This is a genomic window from Bacilli bacterium (assembly GCA_036381315.1).
Classification (GTDB): Bacteria; Bacillota; Bacilli; order Paenibacillales; family KCTC-25726; genus DASVDB01.
Genome location: DASVDB010000038.1, coordinates 1 through 24,509, shown reverse-complemented (window position 1 = coordinate 24,509; position 24,509 = coordinate 1). Strand labels below are relative to the sequence as shown.

Annotated in this window: 25 protein-coding genes and 1 other annotated feature; of the genes, 3 read left to right on the top strand and 22 right to left on the bottom strand. The window is 52.8% G+C overall.

Features of this window, described 5'->3' with window-relative positions; genetic code table 11:
• The 8 genes from VF260_03050 to glnA form a co-directional block, all read right to left on the bottom strand.
• The coding region (locus tag VF260_03050) for a hypothetical protein (GenBank protein HEX7056165.1) at positions 1-300 on the bottom strand (300 nt) is incomplete at its 3' end.
• On the bottom strand, positions 293-1,432 hold the full coding sequence (locus VF260_03045; GenBank protein HEX7056164.1) for a carbamoyl phosphate synthase small subunit: 1,140 nt from the start codon (positions 1,430-1,432) through the stop codon (positions 293-295). The genes VF260_03045 and VF260_03050, both read right to left, overlap by 8 nt.
• A gap of 41 nt (positions 1,433-1,473) precedes the next feature.
• Positions 1,474-2,760, bottom strand: a complete 1,287-nt coding sequence (locus VF260_03040; protein ID HEX7056163.1) for a dihydroorotase — start codon at positions 2,758-2,760, stop codon at positions 1,474-1,476.
• A gap of 23 nt (positions 2,761-2,783) precedes the next feature.
• On the bottom strand, positions 2,784-3,692 hold the full coding sequence (locus tag VF260_03035) for an aspartate carbamoyltransferase catalytic subunit (GenBank protein HEX7056162.1): 909 nt from the start codon (positions 3,690-3,692) through the stop codon (positions 2,784-2,786).
• On the bottom strand, positions 3,692-4,237 hold the full coding sequence (pyrR, locus tag VF260_03030) for a bifunctional pyr operon transcriptional regulator/uracil phosphoribosyltransferase PyrR (protein HEX7056161.1): 546 nt from the start codon (positions 4,235-4,237) through the stop codon (positions 3,692-3,694). Before pyrR ends, VF260_03035 begins: the two co-directional genes overlap by 1 nt.
• A 218-nt stretch (positions 4,238-4,455) precedes the next feature.
• A complete protein-coding gene (dapF, locus tag VF260_03025) occupies positions 4,456-5,289 on the bottom strand; it encodes a diaminopimelate epimerase (protein ID HEX7056160.1) in 834 nt (277 codons plus the stop codon).
• 30 nt (positions 5,290-5,319) lie between these two features.
• Positions 5,320-6,561, bottom strand: coding sequence for an LL-diaminopimelate aminotransferase (locus tag VF260_03020; GenBank protein ID HEX7056159.1), 1,242 nt, complete (start codon positions 6,559-6,561; stop codon positions 5,320-5,322).
• A gap of 30 nt (positions 6,562-6,591) precedes the next feature.
• The gene (gene glnA / locus VF260_03015; protein ID HEX7056158.1) at positions 6,592-7,932 is read right to left on the bottom strand and encodes a type I glutamate--ammonia ligase; all 1,341 of its coding nucleotides are present in this window, start codon (positions 7,930-7,932) and stop codon (positions 6,592-6,594) included.
• A 305-nt stretch (positions 7,933-8,237) separates the two neighbouring features.
• On the opposite strand from glnA, the gene VF260_03010 reads away from it, so the two are divergent.
• Together VF260_03010 and asnB are read left to right on the top strand one after the other, a co-directional pair.
• Entirely contained in the window at positions 8,238-8,570 is a 333-nt protein-coding gene (locus tag VF260_03010) for a MerR family transcriptional regulator (protein ID HEX7056157.1), read from the top strand.
• 369 nt (positions 8,571-8,939) lie between these two features.
• On the top strand, positions 8,940-10,784 hold the full coding sequence (gene asnB / locus VF260_03005) for an asparagine synthase (glutamine-hydrolyzing) (protein HEX7056156.1): 1,845 nt from the start codon (positions 8,940-8,942) through the stop codon (positions 10,782-10,784).
• A 17-nt stretch (positions 10,785-10,801) separates the two neighbouring features.
• On the opposite strand, the gene VF260_03000 is transcribed toward asnB, so the two are convergent.
• The gene (locus VF260_03000) at positions 10,802-11,761 is read right to left on the bottom strand and encodes an RluA family pseudouridine synthase (GenBank protein HEX7056155.1); all 960 of its coding nucleotides are present in this window, start codon (positions 11,759-11,761) and stop codon (positions 10,802-10,804) included.
• 4 nt (positions 11,762-11,765) lie between these two features.
• Positions 11,766-12,272, bottom strand: a complete 507-nt coding sequence (gene lspA / locus VF260_02995) for a signal peptidase II (protein ID HEX7056154.1) — start codon at positions 12,270-12,272, stop codon at positions 11,766-11,768.
• 192 nt (positions 12,273-12,464) lie between these two features.
• Here lspA and VF260_02990 point away from each other — a divergent pair, with 192 nt between their 5' ends.
• Positions 12,465-13,175: a TraR/DksA C4-type zinc finger protein gene (locus tag VF260_02990; protein HEX7056153.1), complete on the top strand. Its 711-nt coding sequence runs from the start codon at positions 12,465-12,467 to the stop codon at positions 13,173-13,175.
• Between the two features lie 31 nt (positions 13,176-13,206).
• Here VF260_02990 and VF260_02985 read toward each other — a convergent pair whose 3' ends face one another.
• The 12 genes from VF260_02985 to spoIIGA form a co-directional block, all read right to left on the bottom strand.
• Complete coding sequence (locus tag VF260_02985) at positions 13,207-13,530, bottom strand: DUF5665 domain-containing protein (protein ID HEX7056152.1); 324 nt, start codon at positions 13,528-13,530, stop codon at positions 13,207-13,209.
• A gap of 44 nt (positions 13,531-13,574) precedes the next feature.
• Entirely contained in the window at positions 13,575-16,361 is a 2,787-nt protein-coding gene (gene ileS, locus VF260_02980; protein HEX7056151.1) for an isoleucine--tRNA ligase, read from the bottom strand.
• Positions 16,362-16,402: 41 nt separating this feature from the next.
• Positions 16,403-16,665 (bottom strand) — a binding site (T-box leader).
• Positions 16,666-16,720: 55 nt separating this feature from the next.
• Positions 16,721-17,197 carry a DivIVA domain-containing protein gene (locus tag VF260_02975; GenBank protein ID HEX7056150.1) on the bottom strand — a complete coding sequence of 159 codons (477 nt, stop codon included), beginning with the start codon at positions 17,195-17,197 and terminating at the stop codon, positions 16,721-16,723.
• 112 nt (positions 17,198-17,309) lie between these two features.
• On the bottom strand, positions 17,310-18,092 hold the full coding sequence (locus VF260_02970) for a YlmH/Sll1252 family protein (protein HEX7056149.1): 783 nt from the start codon (positions 18,090-18,092) through the stop codon (positions 17,310-17,312).
• Between the two features lie 3 nt (positions 18,093-18,095).
• Positions 18,096-18,374, bottom strand: coding sequence for a YggT family protein (locus tag VF260_02965; protein ID HEX7056148.1), 279 nt, complete (start codon positions 18,372-18,374; stop codon positions 18,096-18,098).
• 7 nt (positions 18,375-18,381) lie between these two features.
• Positions 18,382-18,810: a cell division protein SepF gene (locus VF260_02960; protein HEX7056147.1), complete on the bottom strand. Its 429-nt coding sequence runs from the start codon at positions 18,808-18,810 to the stop codon at positions 18,382-18,384.
• A 24-nt stretch (positions 18,811-18,834) separates the two neighbouring features.
• Positions 18,835-19,515, bottom strand: coding sequence for a YggS family pyridoxal phosphate-dependent enzyme (locus VF260_02955; protein HEX7056146.1), 681 nt, complete (start codon positions 19,513-19,515; stop codon positions 18,835-18,837).
• Positions 19,516-19,524: 9 nt separating this feature from the next.
• Positions 19,525-20,385 (bottom strand): peptidoglycan editing factor PgeF, encoded by an 861-nt coding sequence (gene pgeF / locus VF260_02950; protein HEX7056145.1) that lies wholly within the window; start codon positions 20,383-20,385, stop codon positions 19,525-19,527.
• 877 nt (positions 20,386-21,262) lie between these two features.
• Positions 21,263-21,550, bottom strand: a complete 288-nt coding sequence (locus tag VF260_02945) for a YlmC/YmxH family sporulation protein (protein HEX7056144.1) — start codon at positions 21,548-21,550, stop codon at positions 21,263-21,265.
• 166 nt (positions 21,551-21,716) lie between these two features.
• The gene (sigG, locus tag VF260_02940) at positions 21,717-22,502 is read right to left on the bottom strand and encodes an RNA polymerase sporulation sigma factor SigG (protein ID HEX7056143.1); all 786 of its coding nucleotides are present in this window, start codon (positions 22,500-22,502) and stop codon (positions 21,717-21,719) included.
• Between the two features lie 78 nt (positions 22,503-22,580).
• On the bottom strand, positions 22,581-23,303 hold the full coding sequence (gene sigE, locus VF260_02935; protein HEX7056142.1) for an RNA polymerase sporulation sigma factor SigE: 723 nt from the start codon (positions 23,301-23,303) through the stop codon (positions 22,581-22,583).
• A gap of 44 nt (positions 23,304-23,347) precedes the next feature.
• Positions 23,348-24,262, bottom strand: a complete 915-nt coding sequence (gene spoIIGA / locus VF260_02930) for a sigma-E processing peptidase SpoIIGA (protein ID HEX7056141.1) — start codon at positions 24,260-24,262, stop codon at positions 23,348-23,350.
• Between the last annotated feature and the right edge of the window lie 247 nt (positions 24,263-24,509).

Here is a 24,509-nt window from a genome sequence, read left to right as displayed (position 1 = left end):
GACCGCCATATTCAGGCCCGTTTGGCCGCCAAGCGTCGGCAGCAAGCCGTCAGGACGCTCCTGACGGATAATTTGCGTGACGAAATCGAGCGTAATCGGCTCTATATACACTTTGTCCGCCATGTTCGTGTCGGTCATGATCGTGGCCGGGTTGCTGTTCACCAAGACGACTTCGAGCCCTTCTTCTTTCAGCGCCTGGCACGCCTGCGTTCCGGCATAGTCGAATTCCGCCGCCTGGCCGATGACGATCGGGCCCGAGCCGATCACGAGGATTTTTTTCAGATTGCTGTTTTTAGGCAAGTTCCAGCACCCCTTTCTGTTTTTCGGCGAATTGCACCTGCTTCGGTATGCCCGGGTTGCCGGCCTGCCAAGCCCGGATCATCTCCAGAAATTCATCGAACAAATAGCTGGAATCAAACGGACCGGGGGCCGCCTCCGGATGGTATTGCACGGAAAAGGCCGGATATTGCAAATGTTTGAGGCCTTCCACGGTTTTGTCGTTATTGTTGATATGCGTGATTTTCAATTGGGTGCCGGCAATCGAGTCTTCTTTCACCGTGTATCCATGATTTTGCGACGTGATATAGCAGCGGTTTGTTTCCAAGTCTTTGACCGGGTGGTTGCCGCCTCTGTGGCCGAATTTCAATTTTTCCGTATCGGCTCCGCAAGCCAGCGCGAACAACTGGTGCCCGAGGCAAATGCCGAAAATCGGAATTTCACCAAGCAAATCCTGTATCATCTTCACGGCGTACGGGACATCTTTCGGGTCGCCGGGTCCGTTGGAAAGCAAAATGCCGTCCGGATGCAAACGCCTGATCTGCTCCGCTGTCGTGTCGTGCGGAACGACAATGCAGTCGCAGCCGCGTTTCACGAGTTCCCGCAGCATGCCGCTCTTGGCGCCGAAATCAACCAAAACAACCCGTTCTTTATTTCCGGGGCTGGCAAACACATTTTTGGTCGATACGCGCGATACTTGATTTTGCGCAAGCGGCGTGCTATCCAGCGCTTCTTTCAGCTCTTCCGGCGATTTCCCTGTTGTGTCCAGAATGCCTTTCATCGTGCCGTGTTGGCGAATCAGCCTCGTCAATTTTCGCGTGTCGATGTCGCTGATGCCGGGAATTTCGTATTCCCGAAGCAGCTCGTCAAGCGTGTATTGCGCGCGCCAGTTGCTGGGCACCGTCTCGTATTCGCGCACAACAAAGCCATGCGCATAAGGGCGAATCGATTCGAAATCATCGCGGGCGATTCCGTAATTTCCGATCAACGGATAAGTCATCGTTACGATTTGACCGCAATAGGAAGGGTCGGACAATACTTCCTGATAGCCGGTGATGCCGGTGTTGAACACCACTTCCCCCACCGTAGAAGCCGCGCTTCCAAACGCTTTGCCGACAAACAGCGTTCCGTCTTCCAGCAGCAATGTCGCTTGCATGATTGCCCACTCCTTTGTATGGTAAGTAACACGATTTTTGTTTATTTGGACCAAACGACGTTTCCGTTCACCATCGTCAACACCGGCCAGCCTTTTAATTTCCAGCCTGTAAACGGGGTGTTGCGCCCTTTGCTTAAAAATGCCGCCGGATCGACGGTCTGTTCCGTCTCCGTATCGATGATGGTCAAATCGGCGGGCGAACCGGCGATCAGCCGCCCTCCCGGCAAGCCAAACACTTCCGCCGGTTTTGCCGCCATCTTCTCCAGCAAAAACGCAAGCGTCCATCTGCCGGTGGCGACAAATTTGGTGTACAAAAGCGGGAATGCCGTCTCAAACCCGACGATGCCAAACGGCGCATGCTGCATCCCTTTCGCTTTTTCCTCCGCCGCATGGGGCGCATGGTCGGTCACGATGATGTCGATCGTGCCTTCTTCCAGTCCCGCTATCACCGCTTCCACGTCCTGCGGCGAGCGCAACGGCGGGTTCATTTTCCAATTGGCATCCGGCTTAGGTATGTCTTCATCGGACAATAGCAAATGATGCGGGCACACTTCCGCCGTCACGTTTACCCCCACGCTCTTGCCAAGGCGAATGAGCCGCACCGACTGCTCCGTGCTGACATGGCACACATGATAGTGCGCGCCGGTCGCCTCCGCAAGCAAAATATCCCGGCCGACATGAATCGCTTCCGATTCGTTCGGGATGCCTTTGAAACCAAACTTGCGGGAAAAAGCTCCCTCGTTGACCGGCGCTCCCGCAACCAGCGTGTTGTCCTCGCAGTGCGCGACAATCGGCAGGCCGACCGACGCCGCCAAAGCCATCGCCTCTTTCATCATCTGCGCGCTTTGCACGCCGACGCCGTCGTCGCTGAAACCGATCGCGCCGGCGGCTTTTAACGCGGCAAAGTCGGTCAGTTCCCGGCCTTGCTCCGCTTTCGTAATGGCGGCGTAGGGAAGCACCCTTGCCTTGTTCGCCGCTTTGGCCTTGTCCAATATCAGGTTGATCACTTCGCTATTGTCCGCAACCGGACGGGTATTCGGCATGCAGGCAATGGTGGTGAACCCGCCTTTTGCCGCCGACAACGCGCCCGTCGCAATCGTTTCTTTATGTTCGAATCCCGGCTCCCGTAAATGCACGTGCATATCGATGAATCCCGGTGCAACCAGTTTGCCCGCGGCGTCAATGACCGCATGCGCGCCGGCCGCTAATTCCGCTTCGGGAAGACGGTCCGCAATGCGTTCGATTTTGCCGTTTGCAACGAATATGTGTTTTCTTTCCGGGCCGCTGTTTGCGTCCGCCAGTTGGCCGTTGATAATCCAGGTTCCCATGCCGTTTCCCCCGTTCGCGATCATTATACCAATGCGCGTTCGATAACCGCCATGCGCACCGGTACACCGTTTGCCACCTGCGTGAAAATGCGTGATTGCGGGCATTCGACCACCGCATCGTCGATTTCCACATTCCGATTCACCGGCGCAGGGTGCATAATGATTGTGTGCGGCTTTAACCTGGCCGCCCGCTCTTCCGTTAAACCATATTGTTTCCTGTAATGTTCCGCCGAACCAATCAAACCGCGTTCATGCCGTTCCAGTTGGACGCGCAGCATCATGACCACATCCGCTTGCAGCGCTTCTTCGATCGGAACGTACGGCGCAAATTCCGCCAACTCGGGCGCCCGCATATTGTCCGGCGCGCACAGCCTAACTTTCGCCCCCATGGCGGAAAGCCCCCAAAGATTGGAGCGGGCGACGCGGCTGTGCGCGATGTCGCCGATGATCGCGACGGTTAAGTCGCGAATTTCGCCGAATTCTTTTTTCATGGTGTACAGATCCAACAGCGCCTGCGTCGGGTGTTCGTTGCTGCCGTCGCCGGCGTTGATAATCGGCGCTTTGATTTTACGCGCCAAATCATGCAACAAACCGTTCGGCGTCAGCCTGACGACCGCCGCGTCCACTCCCATCGATTCCAGAGTGCGGATCGTATCATAGATGGATTCGCCCTTTTGCACGCTCGAAATCGAGGCGATAAAATTAAACACTTCCGCGCCGAGACGTTTTTCCGCCACTTCAAACGACATGCGCGTCCGCGTGCTGTTTTCAAAAAACAGATTGGCGATAAATTTTCCCTGCAGCAATTTGTGCATGCGTTCCGGATGATGTTCCCAATATGCGGCGCGCTCCAATATCCGGTTTATTTCTTCCGCGCTGACGCCCTTCAAACCAAGCAATTCCCTGTTTGCGATATTCGTTTGTGTCCGCATTAGCCCCCCACGCCCTTTTTCTGCAAGATGACAACACCGTCGGCTCCGTCAAATTCCCGCAAACGCACTTCAATGGTTTCCTGCTTCGAAGTCGGTATATTTTTCCCGATGTAATCGGGCCTGATCGGCAACTCCCTGTGTCCGCGGTCAACCAGCACCGCCAATTGGATTTGCGCCGGCCGCCCCTGGTCGATCAGCGCGTCCATTGCGGCGCGGACCGTTCTGCCGGTATACAGCACATCATCGAATAGAATGATTTTTTTGCCTTGCACGGCAAACGGCAGCGCGCTAACGCTCGTTGCGGCGGCGCGATTTTGCACGACGTCGTCGCGGTAAGGAGTGACATCGAGTTCCCCGGCCGGGACCAAAACGCCTTCGATGGCCGAAATCAACCCGGCGATGCGGCGCGCAAGATAAATTCCCCTTGTGCGAATGCCGATTAGCGCGACATTGTCCACGCCTTTGTTTTTTTCCAAAATCTCATGGGCAATTCTGGTCAAAGCGCGGCGAATCGCCGTTTCGTCCATCAAAATATGATCGGACATTGGGCTCACCTTCCAGCACCGGAATAAAAAAACTCCCCGCCGGATCGGCGGAGAGCAGCATGCGCCAGTATACGGCTTCGTTTGGACAAACGAGCCGCAAGCTAATTACGCATCCCTTTCCAGCCTCTCTGGACTGTTTTAAAAGGATCCACTACATATCAAATGCATTATGTCATAAATAGGGATGCGCTGTCAATGTGAAAATCGCAAATGTTTCGTTACAGCAAAAATTCGCCTACGGCAACCGTTTCCGCCGGGCCCAGCATATAAATGTGCCCGTCCTCGCCCCAGGTGATCGCCAAATCCCCGCCGAGCAAATGGACGGTAACGGGCACGCCTTTGTCCAGCTTGCCATTCAATACGCCGGACACCACGGCGGCGCAAGCGCCGGTGCCGCATGCCTGCGTGATGCCGGAGCCCCGTTCCCAAACGCGGAAATCGATTTCCCGGCGGTTTTTCACCGCGATAAATTCGACGTTAACCCGTTCGGGAAAAAGCGCGCACGTTTCAATCCGCGGGCCGATTTCCGCCACGGCAACCTGATTGACGTCGGAAACAAACATGACCGCATGGGGGTTCCCCATCGAGACCGCCGTCATGCGGTATTGATGCCCGTTGATTTCGTGCGGCTCATCGATTGTCGTGCTGTCCGGTTCACCCAGCATCGGGAGATCGCGTTTGCGCAAGCGGGGTTCGCCCATGTCCACCGTAACTTCCCGCACTTTTCCGTTTTCCCCCCGCACCGCGTCGACATTCACGATGCCGCCTAACGTTTCGATGGAGAAAGAAGTCGTCGCGATCATGTTGCGATCGACGACGTATTTGGCGACACAGCGCAATCCGTTCCCGCAGTTTTTTCCTTCGGAACCGTCCGCATTAAAAATCCGCATCCGGAAAGCCGCCGTCCGCGACGGTCCGATCAGGATCAAGCCGTCCGAGCCGATGCCGGTATTGACATTGGCCACGCGAATGGCGATCTCACTCAGCTCTTCTTCCGGCAAGCTTTCCGCAAACTCGTTGACGAATATATAGTTGTTGCCAAGCCCATGCATCTTCGTAAATTTCACTGTGTAAGTCCACCCTTAAAATACGAATTTTACGCCGGAGAGCCGCCGTTCGATCTCCGCCATTACCCGCCGTTCCTCTTCCTCGCCGTCGGCTTCGAACGTAACGGAAAACCGGATGCACCTGCCGGCGTCATCCCACGGCACTGTGGAAATCAGTTTTTCCAAAATCAAATACTGGCTGAAAGCCTCCGCCGTCGGAAATTCCTGGCCGCCTTCGATTCCTTTCGGCGCGTTCGTATACAGGAAAAACGAACCTTTGGGCTTGGTCGCCTGGAAGCCGAATTTTCGCAAAACCGAAACCAGCATGTCATGCCGCCGCGAATATTTTTCGCTGATGCGGGCGGTCAATTCCGGGTGTCCGAGCGCATACGCGGCAGCTTTCTGAATCGCGATAAACTGCCCGGAATCGACATTGTCCTTAACGGTTGCGAACGCTTTTACCAAAAGCGGGTTGCCGACGACAAACCCGATCCGCCAGCCCGTCATGTTGAATGATTTGGAGAGGGAATGAAGTTCGATGCAAACATCTTTTGCCCCCGGAACGGATAAAAAGCTGAGCGGCTCTTCTCCGTCGAAAACAAGAGCGGCGTAAGCCGCATCGTGCACGACGATGATTTGGTGCTGTTTGGCGAAAGCGACAACCCGGGCAAAGTAGTCGCGCGTCGCGGACGCGCCGGTCGGGTTGTTCGGATAATTCAAATATAACAACTTCGCCCGCTTTTTCACATCATCCGCAAGCGAAAACAGATCGGGCAAAAAACGGTTTTCCTGATTGATCGGCAAGGAAACGACTTCGCCGCCCAAATATTTCGTATGCGTGCCTAAAATCGGATAGCAAGGGCTCGGCATAATCGTAATATCGCCGGGGTTGATAAAGCAATACGGCAAAATGGATAAAGCCGACTTGGAGCCGATGGCGTGGTTGACTTCCGTTTCCGCATCGATGCCGTCGACGCCAAACACTTGCTTCATGTAAGCGGCAGCAGCCACTTTAAAATCGGCGATGCCGTTATCGGCATAAAACCGGTTCTCCCGTTTCGCCGCTTCCTGCGCCAAAATTTGCACGACGGTGTCGTCCGCCCGTTCATCCGGTTCGCCCACGCCCAAATCGATGAGCTCAACACCAGGATGGGCGGCAAGCGCCGCCCGTTTCGCTCTTTTGATTTTTTCAAATTTATAGATATCGGTGCCAAGACCGAACCTTGGTCCGCCAATCCTGTCCGCAAAAAGCTGTTGGATAAAATGATTGTCTCCCATACTGCCGCTCCTTGTTTTTTCCGTGATGGATTAATATGCGCACAAATACTGTTCCCGTTCCCAAGGATGGACCTGCAGCCGGAACATATCCCATTCGATTTCTTTGGCTTCGATAAAATGCGTCAGAATATGCTCTCCCAGCGCGTCCGCAATTACCTTGTCCTTCTTCAATTCCATGATAGCATCTCCCAACGAAGCGGGCAAATTGGCAACGCCATGTTTTTTGCGTTCCGCTTCCGTCATGACATAGATGTTTTGATTGGTCGGAGGGCAAAGCTTCATCTTGTTGCGAATTCCATCGAGGCCTGCCGCAAGCATGACGGCCAGAGCCAAATACGGGTTTGCCGCCGGGTCCGGATTGCGGCATTCGATCCGGGTGCTCAAGCCTCTGCTTGCCGGCACGCGGATCAGCGGGCTTCTGTTTTTGGCCGACCAAGCCACATAGCAAGGCGCTTCATAACCGGGAACAAGGCGTTTATACGAATTGACGGTCGGGTTCGTAATTGCGGCGAAGGCGCGCGCATGCGCCAGAACGCCGGCCATATATTGTTTGGCCACTTCGCTTAAGCCCAGTTCGTCTTTCTCGTCATAAAAGGCGTTTTCCTTGCCTTTGAACAACGATTGATGGCAATGCATGCCCGAACCGTTAACGCCGAACAGCGGTTTCGGCATAAAGGTTGCGTGCAGCCCGTGCGCGCGGGCTATGTTTTTCACGACCAGCTTGAAAGTCTGGATGTTGTCGGCGGCTTCCACCGCGTTGGCGTATTTAAAATCGATTTCGTGCTGGCCAATGGCCACTTCATGATGTGACGCTTCGATTTCGAAGCCCATTTCTTCCAGGGTCAATACGATGTCGCGGCGGCAATTTTCCCCAAGGTCCGTCGGCGCCAGGTCGAAATAGCCGCCCTGGTCGTTTACTTCCAGGGTGGGCAAACCTTTTTCATCCGTTTTGAACAAGAAAAATTCCGGCTCGGGTCCGACATTCATCGCGGTAAACCCAAGATTTTCCGCCTCTTTCAGCATTTTTTTCAACTGATTGCGGGGATCTCCGGCAAACGGGGTGCCGTCAGGGTTGTATATATCGCAGATCAAGCGGGCTACTTTGCCTTCGCCGGTTGTCCACGGAAAAATCATCCATGTATTCAATTCCGGGTATAAGTACATATCGGATTCTTCGATGCGAACAAACCCCTCAATCGAAGAACCGTCAAACATCATTTTGTTTTCCAACGCTTTCGGCAATTGGCTGAGCGGAATTTCCACGTTTTTAATGGCGCCCAGCAAATCGGTGAATTGCAATCGGATAAATCTGACATTTTGTTCCTTCGCCATGCGAAGAATGTCTTCTGCGGTGTAGTTTTTTGCGGCCATGCGAAAACCTCCAAATCAGATTGTAATGCGATCATTTTTCCACATTCGGACTAAACGCTCTACAATCAGGTGAGATTTCTTCACATAGTTTTTTTCCCCGGGTGTGAAAAAATCTGTGATTTTAGCACAAGTCGATATGAAATCTGATTGACTCCGCATTGTTCAACGTCACGGCGACATGAGAAAAATTTTTTTCGTCGTTATATTTTCTCACGTATCTGTTATGATAAGCGTAACAAATTTGCTACATTAAGAACAAAACACACCAAGCGAATCAGGAATGCCAAAACGAGAGGAGGAAGGAGATGTCATACCGCAAGCGAAAAGTGATTCCAATCGGCACAGTAAGCGAGTTGACCGGCCTCTCCGTACGCCAAATTCGCTATTATGAAGAACGAAAGCTGGTTATCCCGGAGCGGACAAAAGGCGGCACGCGCAAGTATTCATTTGAAGATGTCGATGCTTTGGCGGATATTGCCGATAAAATGGAAGACGGGCTGCACACGTTTGAAATCAGGAAAATGTGGGAAAGAGAAAAAGAAAGGGAAGCGATCAATCAGGAGCAGGCCAAGAAGGAAATGTTGCGCGGGCAACTGAACGCGCATTTCAATATGCATCGGCTTTCCGACCGCACTTGACGGGCGCAAACATTTTTGCGGCCCCGTTTTTTTTTCATTTAAAACGGTTTTGTCGTCAGAATATATAACGGATACATTGTTTTTAGCAAATCACAATCCATATAATCAGTCCATCTCATGAGGTAAATGTGATCAAATATTACGCGATTGAGGTGGTTCGTCATGAAAAGACGCTTTATGCTGTTGGTTGGCTTTATTTTTTCTTCCATTATATTGTCAGCATTTGTTCCGGCAACGGTTTTCGCCTGCATATGCCACTGATGAACCGGCAGACATTTTTTTCCGATTTCCTCGTATATTTTGTTAGCACAACACCTTTTTCGCGAAAAATCCGTGTTGCCTGGCAAAATGAAGGGAAGGTGGATGAAAATGTGCGGAATTGTCGGTTGGATCGACTGGCGCGGCCGTTTGGCCGAACAATCCGCAACGCTTGCAGCCATGACGACATCGTTGGGCCATCGCGGGCCTGACGCATCGGGTACCTGGATTTCCGGCCATTGCGCGCTCGGCCATACCCGTTTGAGCGTTATGGATCCGTTAAACGGCGCGCAACCGATGGTGCTTGACGGCCGCAATGCGCCCCAGGTAATCGTCTATAACGGCGAGTTGTACAATGTGCGGGAGCTGCGCAATGCGCTTGCGGCAATAGGCCGCCGTTTTCGCACCGCTTGCGACACCGAGGTGGTGCTTGCGGCGTACGCGGAATGGGGGGAAAGCTGTCTTAACCGGTTCAACGGAATTTTCGCCTTCGGCGTTTGGGACGAGGAGCGGCAAAGCCTGTTTTTGGCCCGCGACCGCCTGGGAGTTAAGCCGCTCTTTTATGCGCAAAAAGGCAACACATTTGTGTTCGCGTCCGAACCGAAGGCGATTTTGGCGCACCCCGCTTTTCCGGCTGAAGTCGGTACGGAAGGTTTGGCGGAAGTGTTGGCGATCGGTCCCGCGCGAACGCCCGGCCACGGCGTTTACAAACGGATGGTTGAGCTCAAGCCGGGATTTTGCCTGCGGTTTACGCGGGACGGGATATGCGAGCGCTGCTATTGGAAGCTGGAAAGCAGACCGCATGAAGACGACTTGCCGACGACCGCCCGAAAGGTGCGCGAATTGCTTGAGGATACGGCCAAACGCCAGCTCATCTCCGATGTTCCGGTTTGCGCCATGCTTTCCGGCGGACTCGACTCTTCCGCGTTAACGGCTCTGGCGGCAAAACACGGCAAGGCCGAAGGCCGCGGCGCCCTCGATACGTTCTCGGTCGATTATGTCGATAACGACAAATACTTTCGCGCCAATGTTTTTCAGCCCAGTTCCGACCAAAAGTGGATCGAGCACATGTCCGCTTTTGCGGGCACGCATCATCACCGCGTCATGTTCGATACGCCCGATCTTGTCGCTTCGCTGGAAGCGGCCGTTAAAGCCCGGGATATGCCCGGCATGGCGGATATTGACGGCTCGTTGTATCTTTTTTGCCGCGAGATCAAAAAGCACGCCACCGTCGCTCTCTCCGGCGAAGGCGCCGATGAAGTATTTGGCGGGTATCCGTGGTTTAACCGCAAGGAACTGCTCAATGCCGGCACATTTCCCTGGTCGATCTCCTTGTCTTTGCGCGAACAATTTTTGCAAAAAGACACGGCGGCGCAAATCCGCGTCGCGGAATACGCGCAAACCCGATATCGCCAGGCGATTGCGGAAGTGCCGCAGCTTCCGGGTGAATCCGCGCAGGATAAAAAAATGCGGGAGATGTCCTACTTAAACATCACCCGTTTCATGCCGACGCTGTTGGACCGCAAAGACCGCATGAGCATGGCGTGCGGCCTGGAAGTGCGCGTGCCGTTTTGCGACCACCGCATCGTCCAATATGTATGGAATGTTCCATGGAGCATCAAAACCGCCGGGGGCATGGAAAAAGGCCTCCTTCGCCAATCGTTATCCGGCGCGATGCCCGAAAAAGTGATCATGCGCAAAAAAAGCCCGTATCCGAAAACCCATCATCCCGGTTATTTGGCTGCCGTGCGCGAAAAACTGGGAGATGTTGCGGCTGACGCTTCCGCGCCGCTTTGGCGGCTGTTCGACCGCAACAAAGTGATCGGCCTGCTCGCTTCCGACGCCCCTGCCAGCGATTTGCCCTGGTTCGGGCAGTTAATGGGCTTGCCGCAGATGCTTGCCTTCCTATGGCAAACGAACTATTGGCTGCGCACGTATCGTGTTTCGTTTGTCTGATTCAGGCGTGAACGCCTTTACAGCGACCGCAGCCGCTGCAATATGTGTTCCATATCCTGCGGCAGCGGAGCGCGAAATTCCAAATAAGCCGCGGTCCGCGGATGCCTGAAACCCAAAACGCCGGCATGCAGCGCTTGCCCGTTCATGGTAATGCCGCCCTTTTTGCCATATTGGGGATCACCTACCAGCGGGTGGCCGATAAACTGCATATGGACGCGGATTTGGTGCGTTCTGCCGGTTTTAAGCCGCAGTTGCAACAGCGTGTATCCGGGAAACCGCTCGATTACCGTGAAGTGCGTTATGGCCTCTTTGCTGTTTTCCGCTATTACCGTGAACAGCTTGCGGTCGCGCGGATCGCGCCCGATCGGCGCATCCACCGTGCCCGTATCGTGGACGACGTTGCCGTGCACAAGCGCGGTATAGATACGGGTAACCGAATGTTCTTGCAATTGTCCCGCCAGGCCCCGGTGCGCCCTGTCATTTTTCGCCGCCATTATCAATCCCGATGTGTCCTTATCGATGCGGTGCACGATGCCCGGGCGCAACGCCCCGTTTATTCCCGACAAATCGCGGCAGTGATATAGCAGCGCGTTCACCAGGGTGCCGGCATAATGGCCGGGCGCGGGATGCACGACCATTCCCCGCGGTTTGTTCACGACAATTACATCGGCGTCTTCGTAAACAATGTCTAGCGGAATATTTTCCGGCAAAATTTCGGTTGCCGCAGGCGGCGGAACAAAGAGCTCCGCTTGCTGCCCGCTTGCCGGACGATAATTGGCTTTGACAACGTGGCCGTCGATTTTAAGCAAACCATCTTTGATCCACTGCTGCACTTGCGTGCGGGAAAAGTCGCTTCCCAGGCGATCGGAGACCACCTTGTCGATGCGTTCCCCGGCTTCGGACGGGTCGATATGCCACGCAACAAGTTGCGAGGATGCGTTTGCGCCTTCTTCCTCTTCCCATTCATCGGGGCTCATGTTTTCAAACTTCATTCGGCAGCCCTTTCTTTTCGCGGCGGGACTTTAAGATCGTATCGAGCAAAATCAAGCCGATACCGACATCAATACAGACATCGGCCACGTTGAAAATGGGGAAAATGTAATCGACATGCTTGCCAAAAAAAGCAAAAACAAAATGCAACTGCACAAAATCAACAACTTCCCCCGTCGTCACCCGGTCGATAAAATTCCCGATCGCGCCGCCCATGACAAACCCAAGGCCGGTCGCAAGCAAGCGGTTGCCGCCCCGTTTGATGAGTTTCTGCAAATACCAAACGATACCCGCGACAATCACAATGGTGACGATGATAAAAAATGTCCGCTGATTTTGCAAAATGCTGAAGGCGCCGCCCCGATTGCGGTGCGACGAAATCGAAAGAAACCGGCCAATTACCGGAATCGTTTCATACAAATCAAGTTTGTCGACAACCAGCAATTTGGTAATCCGGTCAAGTAAAATTACCGCAAGCGCGATAACATAATAAATCAATGCCTTATTCCTCCATTAGCGCAATCAAGTTTCGCCCGCCAGTATGAGGCCAAATGGCTCGTTCTCAGTATAGCATAGCATTTACAGCGCGTTCAATTTGCCTCTCCTGCAAGCAATTTCCGCGTGAAATCGCGCGGCGTTCGGCGCAAGCTATAAACGACTACAGTTGCGATTGGGAAAGGACACAAAACCATGAAACTGACTGAAAAACAAATCCGGCGTTTGAAACAGCGCCTGCTCGCGGAAAAAGCCGAAATCAAGCACATGGACGAACGCGGCGACCATTTCGGGCTGTCCGGTTCATTCCGCGACTCAACAGGCGAGCTGTCAGTCAACGACAACCACCCTGGCGACGCCGGCACGGAAATGTTCGAACGCGGCAAAGACATCGCGCTGAACGAGCGCAATGAAGAACGGCAGGAAGAGATCGAACGGGCGCTTGCCGCAATGGAAAACGGAACATACGGCATTTGCGCCGCGTGCGGCAAACACATTCCGTATCAAAGGCTTAAAGCTCTCCCCACCGCCCGCTATTGCATCGAGCATGTTCCGGACCCCGGCCTCTCCGGCCGCCGTCCGGCGGAGGAGCGGTATTTGCGTCCGCCCTTCGGGCGAACGAGCTTCGATAAGCGCGATGATGAAACCGAGTTCGACGGGGAAGACGCCTGGCAAGTTGTCGAACAGTGGGGCACCGCCAACACCCCGGCGATGGCGGAAGACCCCGATGTATACAGCTATGACAATTTGTATATTGAATCCGACGAAAACGACGGATATGTCGAACCCCTGGAAAGTTTTCTCGCGACGGACATTACGGGGAATCATGTGCTGGTCGTTCGCAACAACGAATACCGGAAATACATTGCGCGAGGCGAGGGCGACGATTCGCTGAAACTCGAATAAACATAAGGATGCTTAAAAACACTAAAAAACCTTAAAACCTTCTGCCTTCGAGCTGCGCCTGCACGACTTTGACAATTTCCGCAATATAGCCGCCGATAATCGGAAGATCAAGCGCTCCCAGCATGCGCAAAAAATAAAGGATCGTTCCCGCGAACACGGTCAAGCCAATGGCAATGCCGACACCTCTGGCGATGCCGGCAATTAAATTGGCGAAAATCAATTTGCGCGGATGGTCCAAAAGCTGCACATAATCGGCGATGCGCGCCCGCTCCACCGTCCGGGTCAGCTTGGCGACTTCCTCATGCAGCTTTGCCAATGCGGGAATGTTCTTTGTTTCTTGCTGTGACCGAGACATAACATTCTCCTATAACGAATGTCCCAAAGCCGTCCCGGAAGCGTTCAGGCGTTGATCTCCGGAAAATGGGGGAAATGGGTGGAAACCACTTCGGCACAACGCGGGCACAGCGTCGGATGCCGTTTATCTTTTCCGACTTCCGGCGTTACCATCCAGCAGCGTTCGCATTTTTCCCCCGCCGCCGCCAAGACCCGCACCGCTATCCGCTCCAGTTTTTGCGCGTCATGCGGCGCATCTTCCAAATCGCCGGCAATGGCAGCCGCCGAAACAATAAACAACTCCGGCAATGAGGCGAATTGCGCGAGCAATTGCTTCGTTTCCCGGTCGGGATACAGCTCGATGTTCGCGCTCAACGAATTGCCGATCACTTTTTCCTGCCTTGCTAACTCCAGCGCTTTAAATACTTCGCCGCGCACTTCAATGAACCTGCTCCATTTCTTTTCCAGCGCCGCGGCAAATATGTTCGCATCAACTTTGGGAAATTCGCTCAATTGTACGCTGATTAAGCCCGTATCCGGAATATGCTTCCAGACTTCGTCCGCCGTATGCGGCAAAATCGGGGCGATCAGTTTAGTTATTGCCGTAAGCGCGTCATATAATACGGTTTGGCACGCTCTGCGCTCCGGGTCGCCGGCAGGGCGCACATACAAACGGTCTTTGACAATTTCCAGATAAAATGCGCTCATTTCCACCGCGCAAAAATGATGCACAGCCTGGTAGGCCAGATGAAAATCATAGCTGTCATACGCTCTCAATGTTTTTTCCGCCATGCGGTGCAGGCAAATAAGGGCGAAACGGTCCAGTTCGTTCATCTGTTCGAACGGCACGCGATCCTGTTGCACGTTGAAGTCGCCCAGATTGCCCAGCAAAAAGCGCAGCGTGTTGCGGATTTTGCGGTAAACTTCGGTGATCTGCGCCAAAATTTGCTCGGAGATGCGCACATCCGCCTGATAGTCGACCGACGACACCCAAAGCCGCAAAATATCGGCGCCCAGCGTGTTGCATACTTTCAACGGATCAACCGTATTGCCCAGCGACTTGGACATCTTCCGCCCTTCCCCATCGAGCGTGAAGCCATGGCTCAAAATGCCCTTGTAAGGAGCGGTGCCGCGAACGGCAACGGATGTGATCAGCGAAGAGTTGTACCAGCCCCGGTATTGGTCGGAGCCCTCCAGGTAAAGATCCGCCGGCCATTGCAATTCCGGCCTTGTTTCCAAAACGGCGGCATGGCTGGACCCCGAGTCAAACCAAACGTCCATAATATCGGTCTCTTTGCGGAAACTGTCAGCACCGCAATGAGCGCATGTTACTCCGGCAGGCAACAATTCACTTTCGTCTTTTTCAAACCATGCTCCCGAACCTTCTTTGGCAAACAAATCCGCCACATGCTGAATCGTGGCATCGTTTAAGAGCGGCGTATTGCATGAGCGGCAGTAAAAAATCGGAATGGGCACGCCCCATGTGCGCTGGCGCGAAATACACCAGTCTCCCCGGCTTGCGATCATGTTGTGCAAACGGATTTCGCCCCAGGCAGGCGTCCATTTGATGTGCTTGATTTCATCCAGCATTTCCTGCCGGAATTTGTCCACGGAGGCGAACCACTGCTCGGTGGCGCGGTAAATAACCGGCTTTTTGGTGCGCCAATCATGGGCATACTGGTGTTGGATAAAGCCAAGATGCAGCAAATGCCCGGACGCTTGCAGCATATCGGTTACCATTTTGTTGCCCGCATCGTAAAATACGCCTTCGAATCCGGGCGCTTCCGCGGTAAACTTGCCTTGATCGTCTATCGGGCAAAGCACGCCCAACCCGTATTGCTGCCCGATGGCAAAGTCTTCTTCACCGTGTCCCGGCGCCGTATGCACGCAGCCTGTGCCGGCATCCAGCGTCACATGTTCCCCGACCATGACAAGCGAGTCCCGCTCGTAAAAAGGATGCCGGCAAACAACATACTCCAGTTCCGCGCCCCGCCAACTGCCGAGGACGGCGGTCTCGTTCCAGCCGATTTCTTTTTTGACGGCCTGCAACCGTTCTTCCGCGATCAAGTACTTTTTGCCCGCCGTTTCCACCAACACGTATGTGAATTCGGGATGCAGGCTGATGCCCAAATTGGCCGGCAGCGTCCACGGCGTCGTCGTCCAAATGACGACAGCCGCGTCGGACGGCAGTTTGCCTTTGCCGTCCTTTACGTCAAAAGCAACATAAATGGACGGCGAAGTTTTCTCTTTATATTCAATTTCCGCTTCGGCAAGCGCGCTTTCCGACGAAGGCGACCAATACACCGGCTTGAGCCCTTTGTAAATGTAGCCTTTTTTCACCATTTCGCCGAATACGCGAATTTGCTGCGCTTCATAGGCGGGTTCCAGCGTAACGTAAGGGTTGTTCCAGTCGCCGCGCACGCCCAAGCGCTTGAATCCGTTCCGCTGCCTGTCCACCCATTGCAGCGCGTACGCTTTGCAAGCGTCGCGAAATTCCTTAATGGACATTTTTTTGCGGTCGACTTTTTTGTTGTTGGCAATCGCTTGCTCAATCGGCAAACCGTGCGTATCCCAGCCCGGCACATAGGGGGCGTCGTAGCCTTGCATCGACTTGCAGCGGACGATGATGTCCTTCAAAATTTTGTTCAACGCGTGCCCGATATGAATATCGCCGTTGGCGTACGGCGGCCCGTCGTGCAAAATAAATTTCGGCTTGCCACGGCCTTTCTCCCGAACCTTTCCGTATATGTCAATTTCGTCCCACCATGCTTGCATTTTAGGCTCGGCCTGCGGCAAGTTCCCGCGCATCGGAAAATCCGTTCGCGGCAAATTGAGCGTCTTACCGTAATCCATTGAACAATCTCTCCTTTATATAAATAAAAAAGCTTTTCATCCCAAGGGACGAGAAGCTTTGGTTCACGTGGTACCACCCTTGTTATTTGCTTTGTATCATGACGGCGCAAATAACTTTGCGATCGATAACGGAATCATCCGGACATCCCTACTTGCCGGGCGGCGGGCATCGCTCGACCATTCCTCGTTGCTTTCGGGACGCACTCACGGGGGATATTCAACCGTTTCGGATATTAGGCTCGCACCGTCCCTAACTCGCTTGATCCGATGCCAGCGGTTTACTTGTCCCGTTCATCGTTTTCACAACAGCCAATTATACACAGGAGTATACCGGATGTTTCCCGAAACGTCAAATCCGGTCACTCAACATTTGCCGCGCGTTCAAGCGATTCCCAGTTCTCTTCGCGCAGCATTTCCAGTTGCGCTTCCAGCAGCGCGCGGAAACGGGCTTTGTAGATGGCGGCCTGTTTTTTCAGCTCTTCCAATTCCAGGGCGACTTTGCGCGATTTCGCCAGCGCCTCGTTGATGATGCGGTCGGCATTTTTTTCCGCTTCGCGGATAATCAATTGCGCTTCTTTTTTCGCGTTGTTTTTGACTTCGTCAGCGGTTTCCTGCGCAACAAGAATCGTTTTGCTTAACGTTTCCTCCATCGTATGGAAATGGTCGATTTTTTCCTGCAAGTTCGTTACCTGGTTTTGCAATTCCTTATTTTCGCGGATGATCACTTCGTAGTCTTTGATTACCTGGTCAAGGAATTCGTTCACTTCATCTTCATCATAGCCCCGCATTCTCCGGCCGAATTCTTTGTTATGTATGTCCAATGGCGTAAGCGGCATTGGAGCACCTCCTCAATCACGATAAATAATGGATACTGCTGACATGATTACAATGGATATTCGACAAGTGCGGGTAAATTCCTGCATGGTTCGGCAATCATTTGGTTTATGTTTAGAGGTATTTCCCAACTTTGACGAAAATTCTGCCCTTTTTGGAATTCCCGGCAATCTCGAGCACCTTGAACCGCCCGAAGCCCGTCAGGGAAATAACATCGCCTTCCTGAAGCAAACGCGACGAATCTTCCTCGGTTTTCCAATTGACGCGGCATCTTCCGGCTTTGATCGGGATTTGCGCCTTCGCTCTGCTTAGGCGGCACACGTCGCCGATGATCGCGTCCAACCGCAAGGAAGCAACCGTAAACCGCATTTCGGAAAACGCCGGTTGCACGTTTGGCAGTCCGGCAAGCGGCAACTCGTCCACTGTTACCGATGTTCGCCCTACCTGCCGCAAATTCATCCGGATAAAGTCGGCAATTTCGGTAGCCAACAGACATTGGCAATCCGTTTCGGTCACCAAAAGATCGCCCACTTTGTCCCGTTTGATGCCCAAGGAAAGCAGACTGCCCAAATAATCGCCATGATTTAGCGACAAAAACTTGCCGCCTTTGGGAACGATGGACAATCGTGTGACGCTAAATTCCAAATGTTCCGGCGGCGTGTCGGCGAAAGCGATGATCGCCCGCTTGCGTTCCGCTTCCGGATATCCGCCGCTAAAGCGGATCAACGCATCGGGTTCACGGTTGGCAAGCGTTGTTAAAATCCATGTCTGCCGCGGATCGAGAAAATCGGTCAGTTTATGGCGGCGGCTGCGGACGGCGCGGTCGATCCAATCGATCGCCTGTTCGACAAAAGCGCGCTCAGTGGGGTGAAAATGCGAATAAATGTCTTTGGACATGGTTTACCTGTAAAAAAGAAAGGCAATGACCTGCACGAGACCGTACGCGACAAATCTCAGGGCAAACAGCGCTATGATCGGCGAAATGTCGATCATCCCCCCAATCGGCGGAATCAGTTTGCGGAATGGTGATAAATACGGTTCACATAATTTGGCCAAAATTTCCCCGACAAAACTTTCCCGGGCGTTCGGCACCCATGACAGCAAAACATAAGCAATAATCATAAAGAAATAAATTTGCTCGATTGTGGAGATGTATCCTTGAATTTCGTAAAATGACAAAACGGTTTCACCTCATATCTTCGTATTCGCCATCCTGGTTGACCGAAATGGCGCCCTGAACTTCCACGGATTCCGGCGCACACAGAAAAATATTCGTTCCGACCTTCGCAATACTGCCGTTTAGCGCATAAATCGTCCCGCTCAAAAAATCAACGATCCGCACAGCGATATCCGGGCGGACGCGCTGCAAATTGACTACCACGGCGCGGCGCGCGCGCAGGTGATCGGCGATTTGCTGCGTCTCGTCGTAAGACCGGGGCTCGCTCAGCACCACTTTAGTCGGCTTTTGCGTGGGCAATCCGATTACGTTCCCCTTATTTTTACGCGGCATGTTTCTTGCCGTTGCAAATTCTTCTTCCGGCTCCTCATAACGCTCAATAATTTCTTCTTCCTCTTGCAACCCCAAAAAGTTCATGAACCGGTTCACAACACCCACATTCATCAGCCTCCTGTCACCTGATCAGCCGCGCACCAAAACAGATCCCAGACGCAGCCATGTTGCGCCTTCTTCAACCGCGATCGCATAATCGTTCGACATGCCCATGGATAATTCGTTTGCCTCATATGGCAGAACTCCGCTCCTGTTCAAATCGTCCCTTAATCGGCGCAAACCGCGAAATACGGGGCGGGCGTCTTCCGGGTCGGCAACATGCGGAGCCATCGTCATTAGCCCAACAATCCGAATCCCTTCATAGGCGCCGACCTGTTTGGCGAAGGCGCTTAATTCGTCAGGCGCAAGACCCGATTTCGTTTTTTCGCCGGAAACGTTTACCTGAATAAAACAGGAAACGGTTATCCCCAGGGCTACAGCTTTTTTGCGGATTTCATCCGCCAGGGAAATACGGTCAAGCGAATGAATATAAGCAAATTTGCCAACAACGTCTTTCACTTTATTCGTCTGCAATTGGCCAATAAAATGCCAGTCGGCGAGGGGAGCTAGTTCTTCCCACTTCGGTTTGGCCACCTGCCAACGGTTTTCTCCGATGTTGGTAATACCCGCCGCCAAAATTTGCCGCGTCTCGGCGACGCCTACATATTTGGTTACGGCAATGATTTTGATTTCATCGCGTGATCTGCCCGCTTTTTCACAGGCAGACCGGATGCGGTTTTCTACCGTTTGCAATCTCTTCTGCAATTCCAAAGGATTAGGTCATCCTCCATCTTTCCAACCGATCCAAGCCGCCATTCTGCCTGTCGGCCCGCCGTCGCGGCGATGGGAAAAAAACAGGCGGCTGTCACAACTGGTGCATCTTCTCGATATTTCGATATTCGCCGGCAATATTCCTGCTTTTATCATAAACTGTCGGTTGGCCTCTTTCAAGTCGAGCAAGGTTTTGGCGGTTTTTCCGTCCGCCGACGGCGGAAGTTGTTCAACCTTCGCGATTTTTTCGCGATTTTCGCCTAATTGGGCGGCAATAGCGCTTACGACATCATCGCCAACTTCATAACAGCACGGACCGATTGCCGGGCCAATGGCGGCTGACAGTTTCGCCGGATCGCTGCCAAATTGTGCGGCCAGCGCTTGCACTGTCTTATGCACGATATTTTGCGCCGTGCCGCGCCAACCCGCATGCGCGATGGCGATCGCTTCATGCTCCGGATCGAGGAAATAAAGCGGCACGCAATCAGCGAAAAACGCGGTCAACAGCACGCCTTTCTCCACCGTTATCAGCGCGTCGAATTCGCCGACGGCGGACGCTCGGGAAAGTCGGCCCTTGCCTTTATCAGCTCTGCCGACGCAAGCCACTTTGCAGCCATGCACTTGCTCGGCGCATGTCCACGAATCCGCTTCCATGCCGATCGCGCGCGCCACGATTGCGCGGTTTGCGAGCACATCGGCCGCATTGTCGCCGACATGCAGCGCGCAGTTCAGTGAAGCAAAGCGGCCTCCTCCAACTCCGCCAAGCCTTGTCGTAAAGCCCGCGGTCAAATTCGGGAAGCGCTTGGTCCATTTTGGCAAATATAAAAGCGGCGGGTTTTGCGTGTTTTCTTCAGCGATAAAGGGTTCCATCCCGCGATCACCTCCGAATTAGTGTAACATATCGAAAACATAATAAAAAATCCCGGCCAGCTGACGCCATCAGCGGCATTTGGGACTAACGGTCGCAGGTATTATGCGATTTATTTCCGTTTTAAAAACGCTAACAGTCACCATTGACGCTATTCAGCGGATTATTTCCATTTTCAAACGCTAACGAGCCGACCGGTTCTTGCCCGATGGTAAATCCGCGGCAAGAAAAATGCCACTGCGGTGCAGGCTTGCCCTGTGCGTAATACTGGCAATGACAAGGGCGGATCACGGAGAAGCTGAAAGATAAATGCACAGCCTGACAGCCGGCTTGCAACCGGGTTCGAATGAAAATGTTGGAAACGGTTTTAAAATTCTGATTTTTTCTGATCAACAGTAAAATGTATGTGAAAAACCACATATAATTTTCTCAGAACACGATTTTTTGGCAAATATATGTGAAAAACCATATATATTTGCCGGTGTTTTGCCAAATTTGCGCAAATATATGTGAAAAACCATAAACATTCATCACAAACTCCAACTTTTAAGAAAATGTAAGTGAAAAATCACATATAGTGAGCGCGATTCCCATTTGCTTGTCTGTTGGGACAACTCATGACAATTAGGGAAACCCGAAGGACGATCGGACCCTCCACGGGTACCTTTTTCATTTTCGTCTGTGCCAATACCATTATCTCCTGTCCAATAGTGACACGATCTCGGAACAGTTGCATCATGACATGAACACTGAACAATAACATCGCACATCCAACTTGCCATCAACGAATTGTTGAAAAAAACTTTGTGCAAAGAGTTGACAGGTCCCTCAACCCAGCTGACCGAGCGCCGTTTGGCGATATGCAATTTGCAGTAAGCGTTACCTGGACAAATCGCCGGAAGTGTCGCCTTCCTCGAGGGCTTGCTGCATTTTCGCATCATCCAGTTTGACCAGGACGACGTCCATTCCGATTTTGACTATATTCCGCCAGTGGATCACGACATCGGCGCCGCCGCCAAACAGCCCGAAAAACTTGCCCTGGCTCGGAACGACGATGGACTCGATGCGGCCGTGCCGCAAATCAAGCTCCAGGTCGCTGATTTGCCCAAGCTTTTTGCCGTCCACGATATTGATCACATCTTTGGTTTGAAAATCGGAAATTTTCATGCCGCCACCTGCCGAAAAAGAAATAACAGGCTCATATCACTCCTACAACTCATTATATGGCAGGCTTGGGGAAATAGTGCACAAGATGCGCAGGATATGGTTCCGTTTAAAAATAACAGAGGCAGACGCGAATCGTCTGCCCGGTTTTTGTTTTCGATATGGTTTTTTATTGCTGGGAAACATGCTTTTGCATTTGCGCGATGGCCGATTTTTCCAGCCGGGAAACTTGCGCCTGCGAAATGCCGATTTCGTCGGCCACTTCCATTTGCGTTTTTCCCTCGAAAAAGCGCATCGACAAAATCATTTTTTCCCGTTCGTTGAGCTTTTGCAGCGCTTCCCGCAGCGCGATTTCTTCGATCCACGAAACATCTTTGTTGTTCTCGTCGCTGATCTGGTCCATGACATAAATTGGGTCGCCGCCGTCATGATAAATCGGCTCAAACAGCGACACCGGATCCTGAATGGCATCGAGTGCAAAAACCACGTCTTCCTTCGGCACGTTCAACTCCTCGGATATTTCCATGATCGTCGGCTCGCGGCTGTGCCGGTTGGTCAGGTTGTCGCGAACCTGCAACGCCTTGTAGGCAATATCCCGCAGGCTGCGGGAGACGCGAATCGGGTTGTTGTCGCGCAAATAGCGGCGAATCTCGCCGATAATCATCGGCACGGCGTATGTGGAAAAACGCACATTTTGGCTCAGATCGAAATTGTCTATCGCCTTCATCAACCCGATGCAGCCTACCTGAAACAAATCGTCGACGTATTCCCCCCGATTGTTAAACCGCTGGATCACGCTTAACACCAAACGCAAATTGCCGTTCACCAGCTTTTCTCTTGCCGCCCTCACTTTGTTCGTCTGCAGTTCTACAAACAATTCCCGCATCTCCGCGTTGGTCAATACGGGCAGTTTGGAAGTATCTACTCCACAGATCTCGACTTTATTTCGCGTCACTGTCATTACCTCCCAGGGAGCAGCATTAATGATCATTATCTCCCCGGGGGGCGTTTTTATTCTGCTGGCGAACCGCTCCTACACCATCTTGTTAAACTCCTTGCGCAGCCGCTTGATGATCCGTTTTTCCAAACGTGAAATATATGATTGCGAGATGCCCAAGAGATCCGCCACGTCCTTCTGCGTCTTTTCGTCGCCGCCTTGCAGGCCGAAGCGCAATTCCATGATGATCCGCTCCCGCTCGGAAAGCTTGTCGAGCGCTTTGTGCAACAGTTTCCTGTCCACTTCCTCCTCGATATTGCGGTAGATCGTATCGTTCTCCGTTCCCAGCACATCGGAGAGCAAAAGTTCGTTGCCGTCCCAATCGATGTTGAGCGGCTCATCGAAGGAGACTTCCGTCCGCACTTTGCTGTTGCGCCGCAAATACATCAAAATTTCATTTTCGATGCAGCGGGATGCGTATGTAGCCAGCTTGATTTTTTTCTCCGGATCAAACGTATTGACCGCTTTGATCAGCCCGATAGCGCCGATGGAGACAAGATCCTCGATATGGACGCCCGTGTTTTCAAACTTTCTGGCAATATAGACGACCAGCCGCAAATTACGCTCGATCAAAATGGCGCGGATCGCCGCATCGCCGCCGGGCAGCTTCCCCAGCAAATATTCTTCTTCTTCCCTCGTCAATGGCGGCGGCAGCGCTTCGCTTCCCCCAATGTAATAAATCTCGGCGGATTTCAGCCCAAGGGAGAAAAGCAGTTTATACAAGGCGATTTTTAAGATCAGTTTCCATTTCAACATCATGCGAGCTACCCCCTCAAGAAATGCAAAGCAAGCAAACGAATGATTCAGGCAAATAATCCGGGATGAATAATCGCGCGATAGGAGCCGTCGGAGCTCAGCACGCCGCCGTCCAGCCCGATCAGCACTTTATTTGCTACGATCGCGCCTTCGTCCCGCGTGATGACCACTTTATCCGGTTTTAGCGCGAGCATGAATTTCATTTCGTTGTTCACTCCCCGATACGGCACCAGCCTGTACCGTTCAAGCCACGGATTATGTTCCGCCGCGCTTTCCAGCAGCAATTGGTCGGCGGCATGAGACTGCAGGCGTTTTTGCCAACTTTCCGGGATTCTCTCCTTCCATAAAGAAGCTTCCATAATCATCACCGGAGCGCCGGACAAGGGGTCCGTCAACTGGTTTCCGGTGTCAATCAGGCCCATGCACTGCCGCTTTACGCCGTCAATCGTCACTTCCAGCCCGGCAAGCGCCCGCGTCAATCGTTCCCGCTTGCGCAGGCTTTGGATCAGCCGCGGCAACAACCACACCATAGCAAGCAGCACGAACAGGATAAACAGCGGGCCGAATTCCCCAAGCGCAAAACCTCCGCCGGTACGGGAAAACAAAATGCCGTTCAACACATCCCGATAAGACAGCGTTATATACCGTACGCCAAAAATCGCTCCCGCCGCCGCAAAGTTGACCATGTAGAACGCGGCGACATTTTGGCCAAAATATGGCCAGTTGCGAAATCCGAAGGAAATCCAAAGCATGGCAAAGGAAACAAAGAGTTTGACGGTAAATGTATACAGAAAGGACAGCGGCGGAACAAACATGACGACAACGTACGATGCCCCCAAACAAGCGGCCAGCAAAAGGCGGAATTTCCTGACAGTAAGATGGCGGATACGCGCGGTTACCGCCAATAAAACCGCGTCGATAAACAAATTGAATACAAAAAGCAGATCTGCATATACGACCAAGCCCTTGCACTCCCCAAAGATTCAAACACGACACCAGTATAAAACAGCGCGTGTTCAAAGTCTGTCTAAACATGCCGGGAACAAGCCATTTCTTTTGTCGACAAATATCGAGTAGGCCCATGAAATATTCATGGGCCTCTCACAGAACCGGACGTGCGGGCCATCGCATCCGGCTCCTCCGCGATTATCCCCTCTGGGGATGTCGTTCATTGTACATGTTCACAAGACTGCAAAGACCGATTTCATG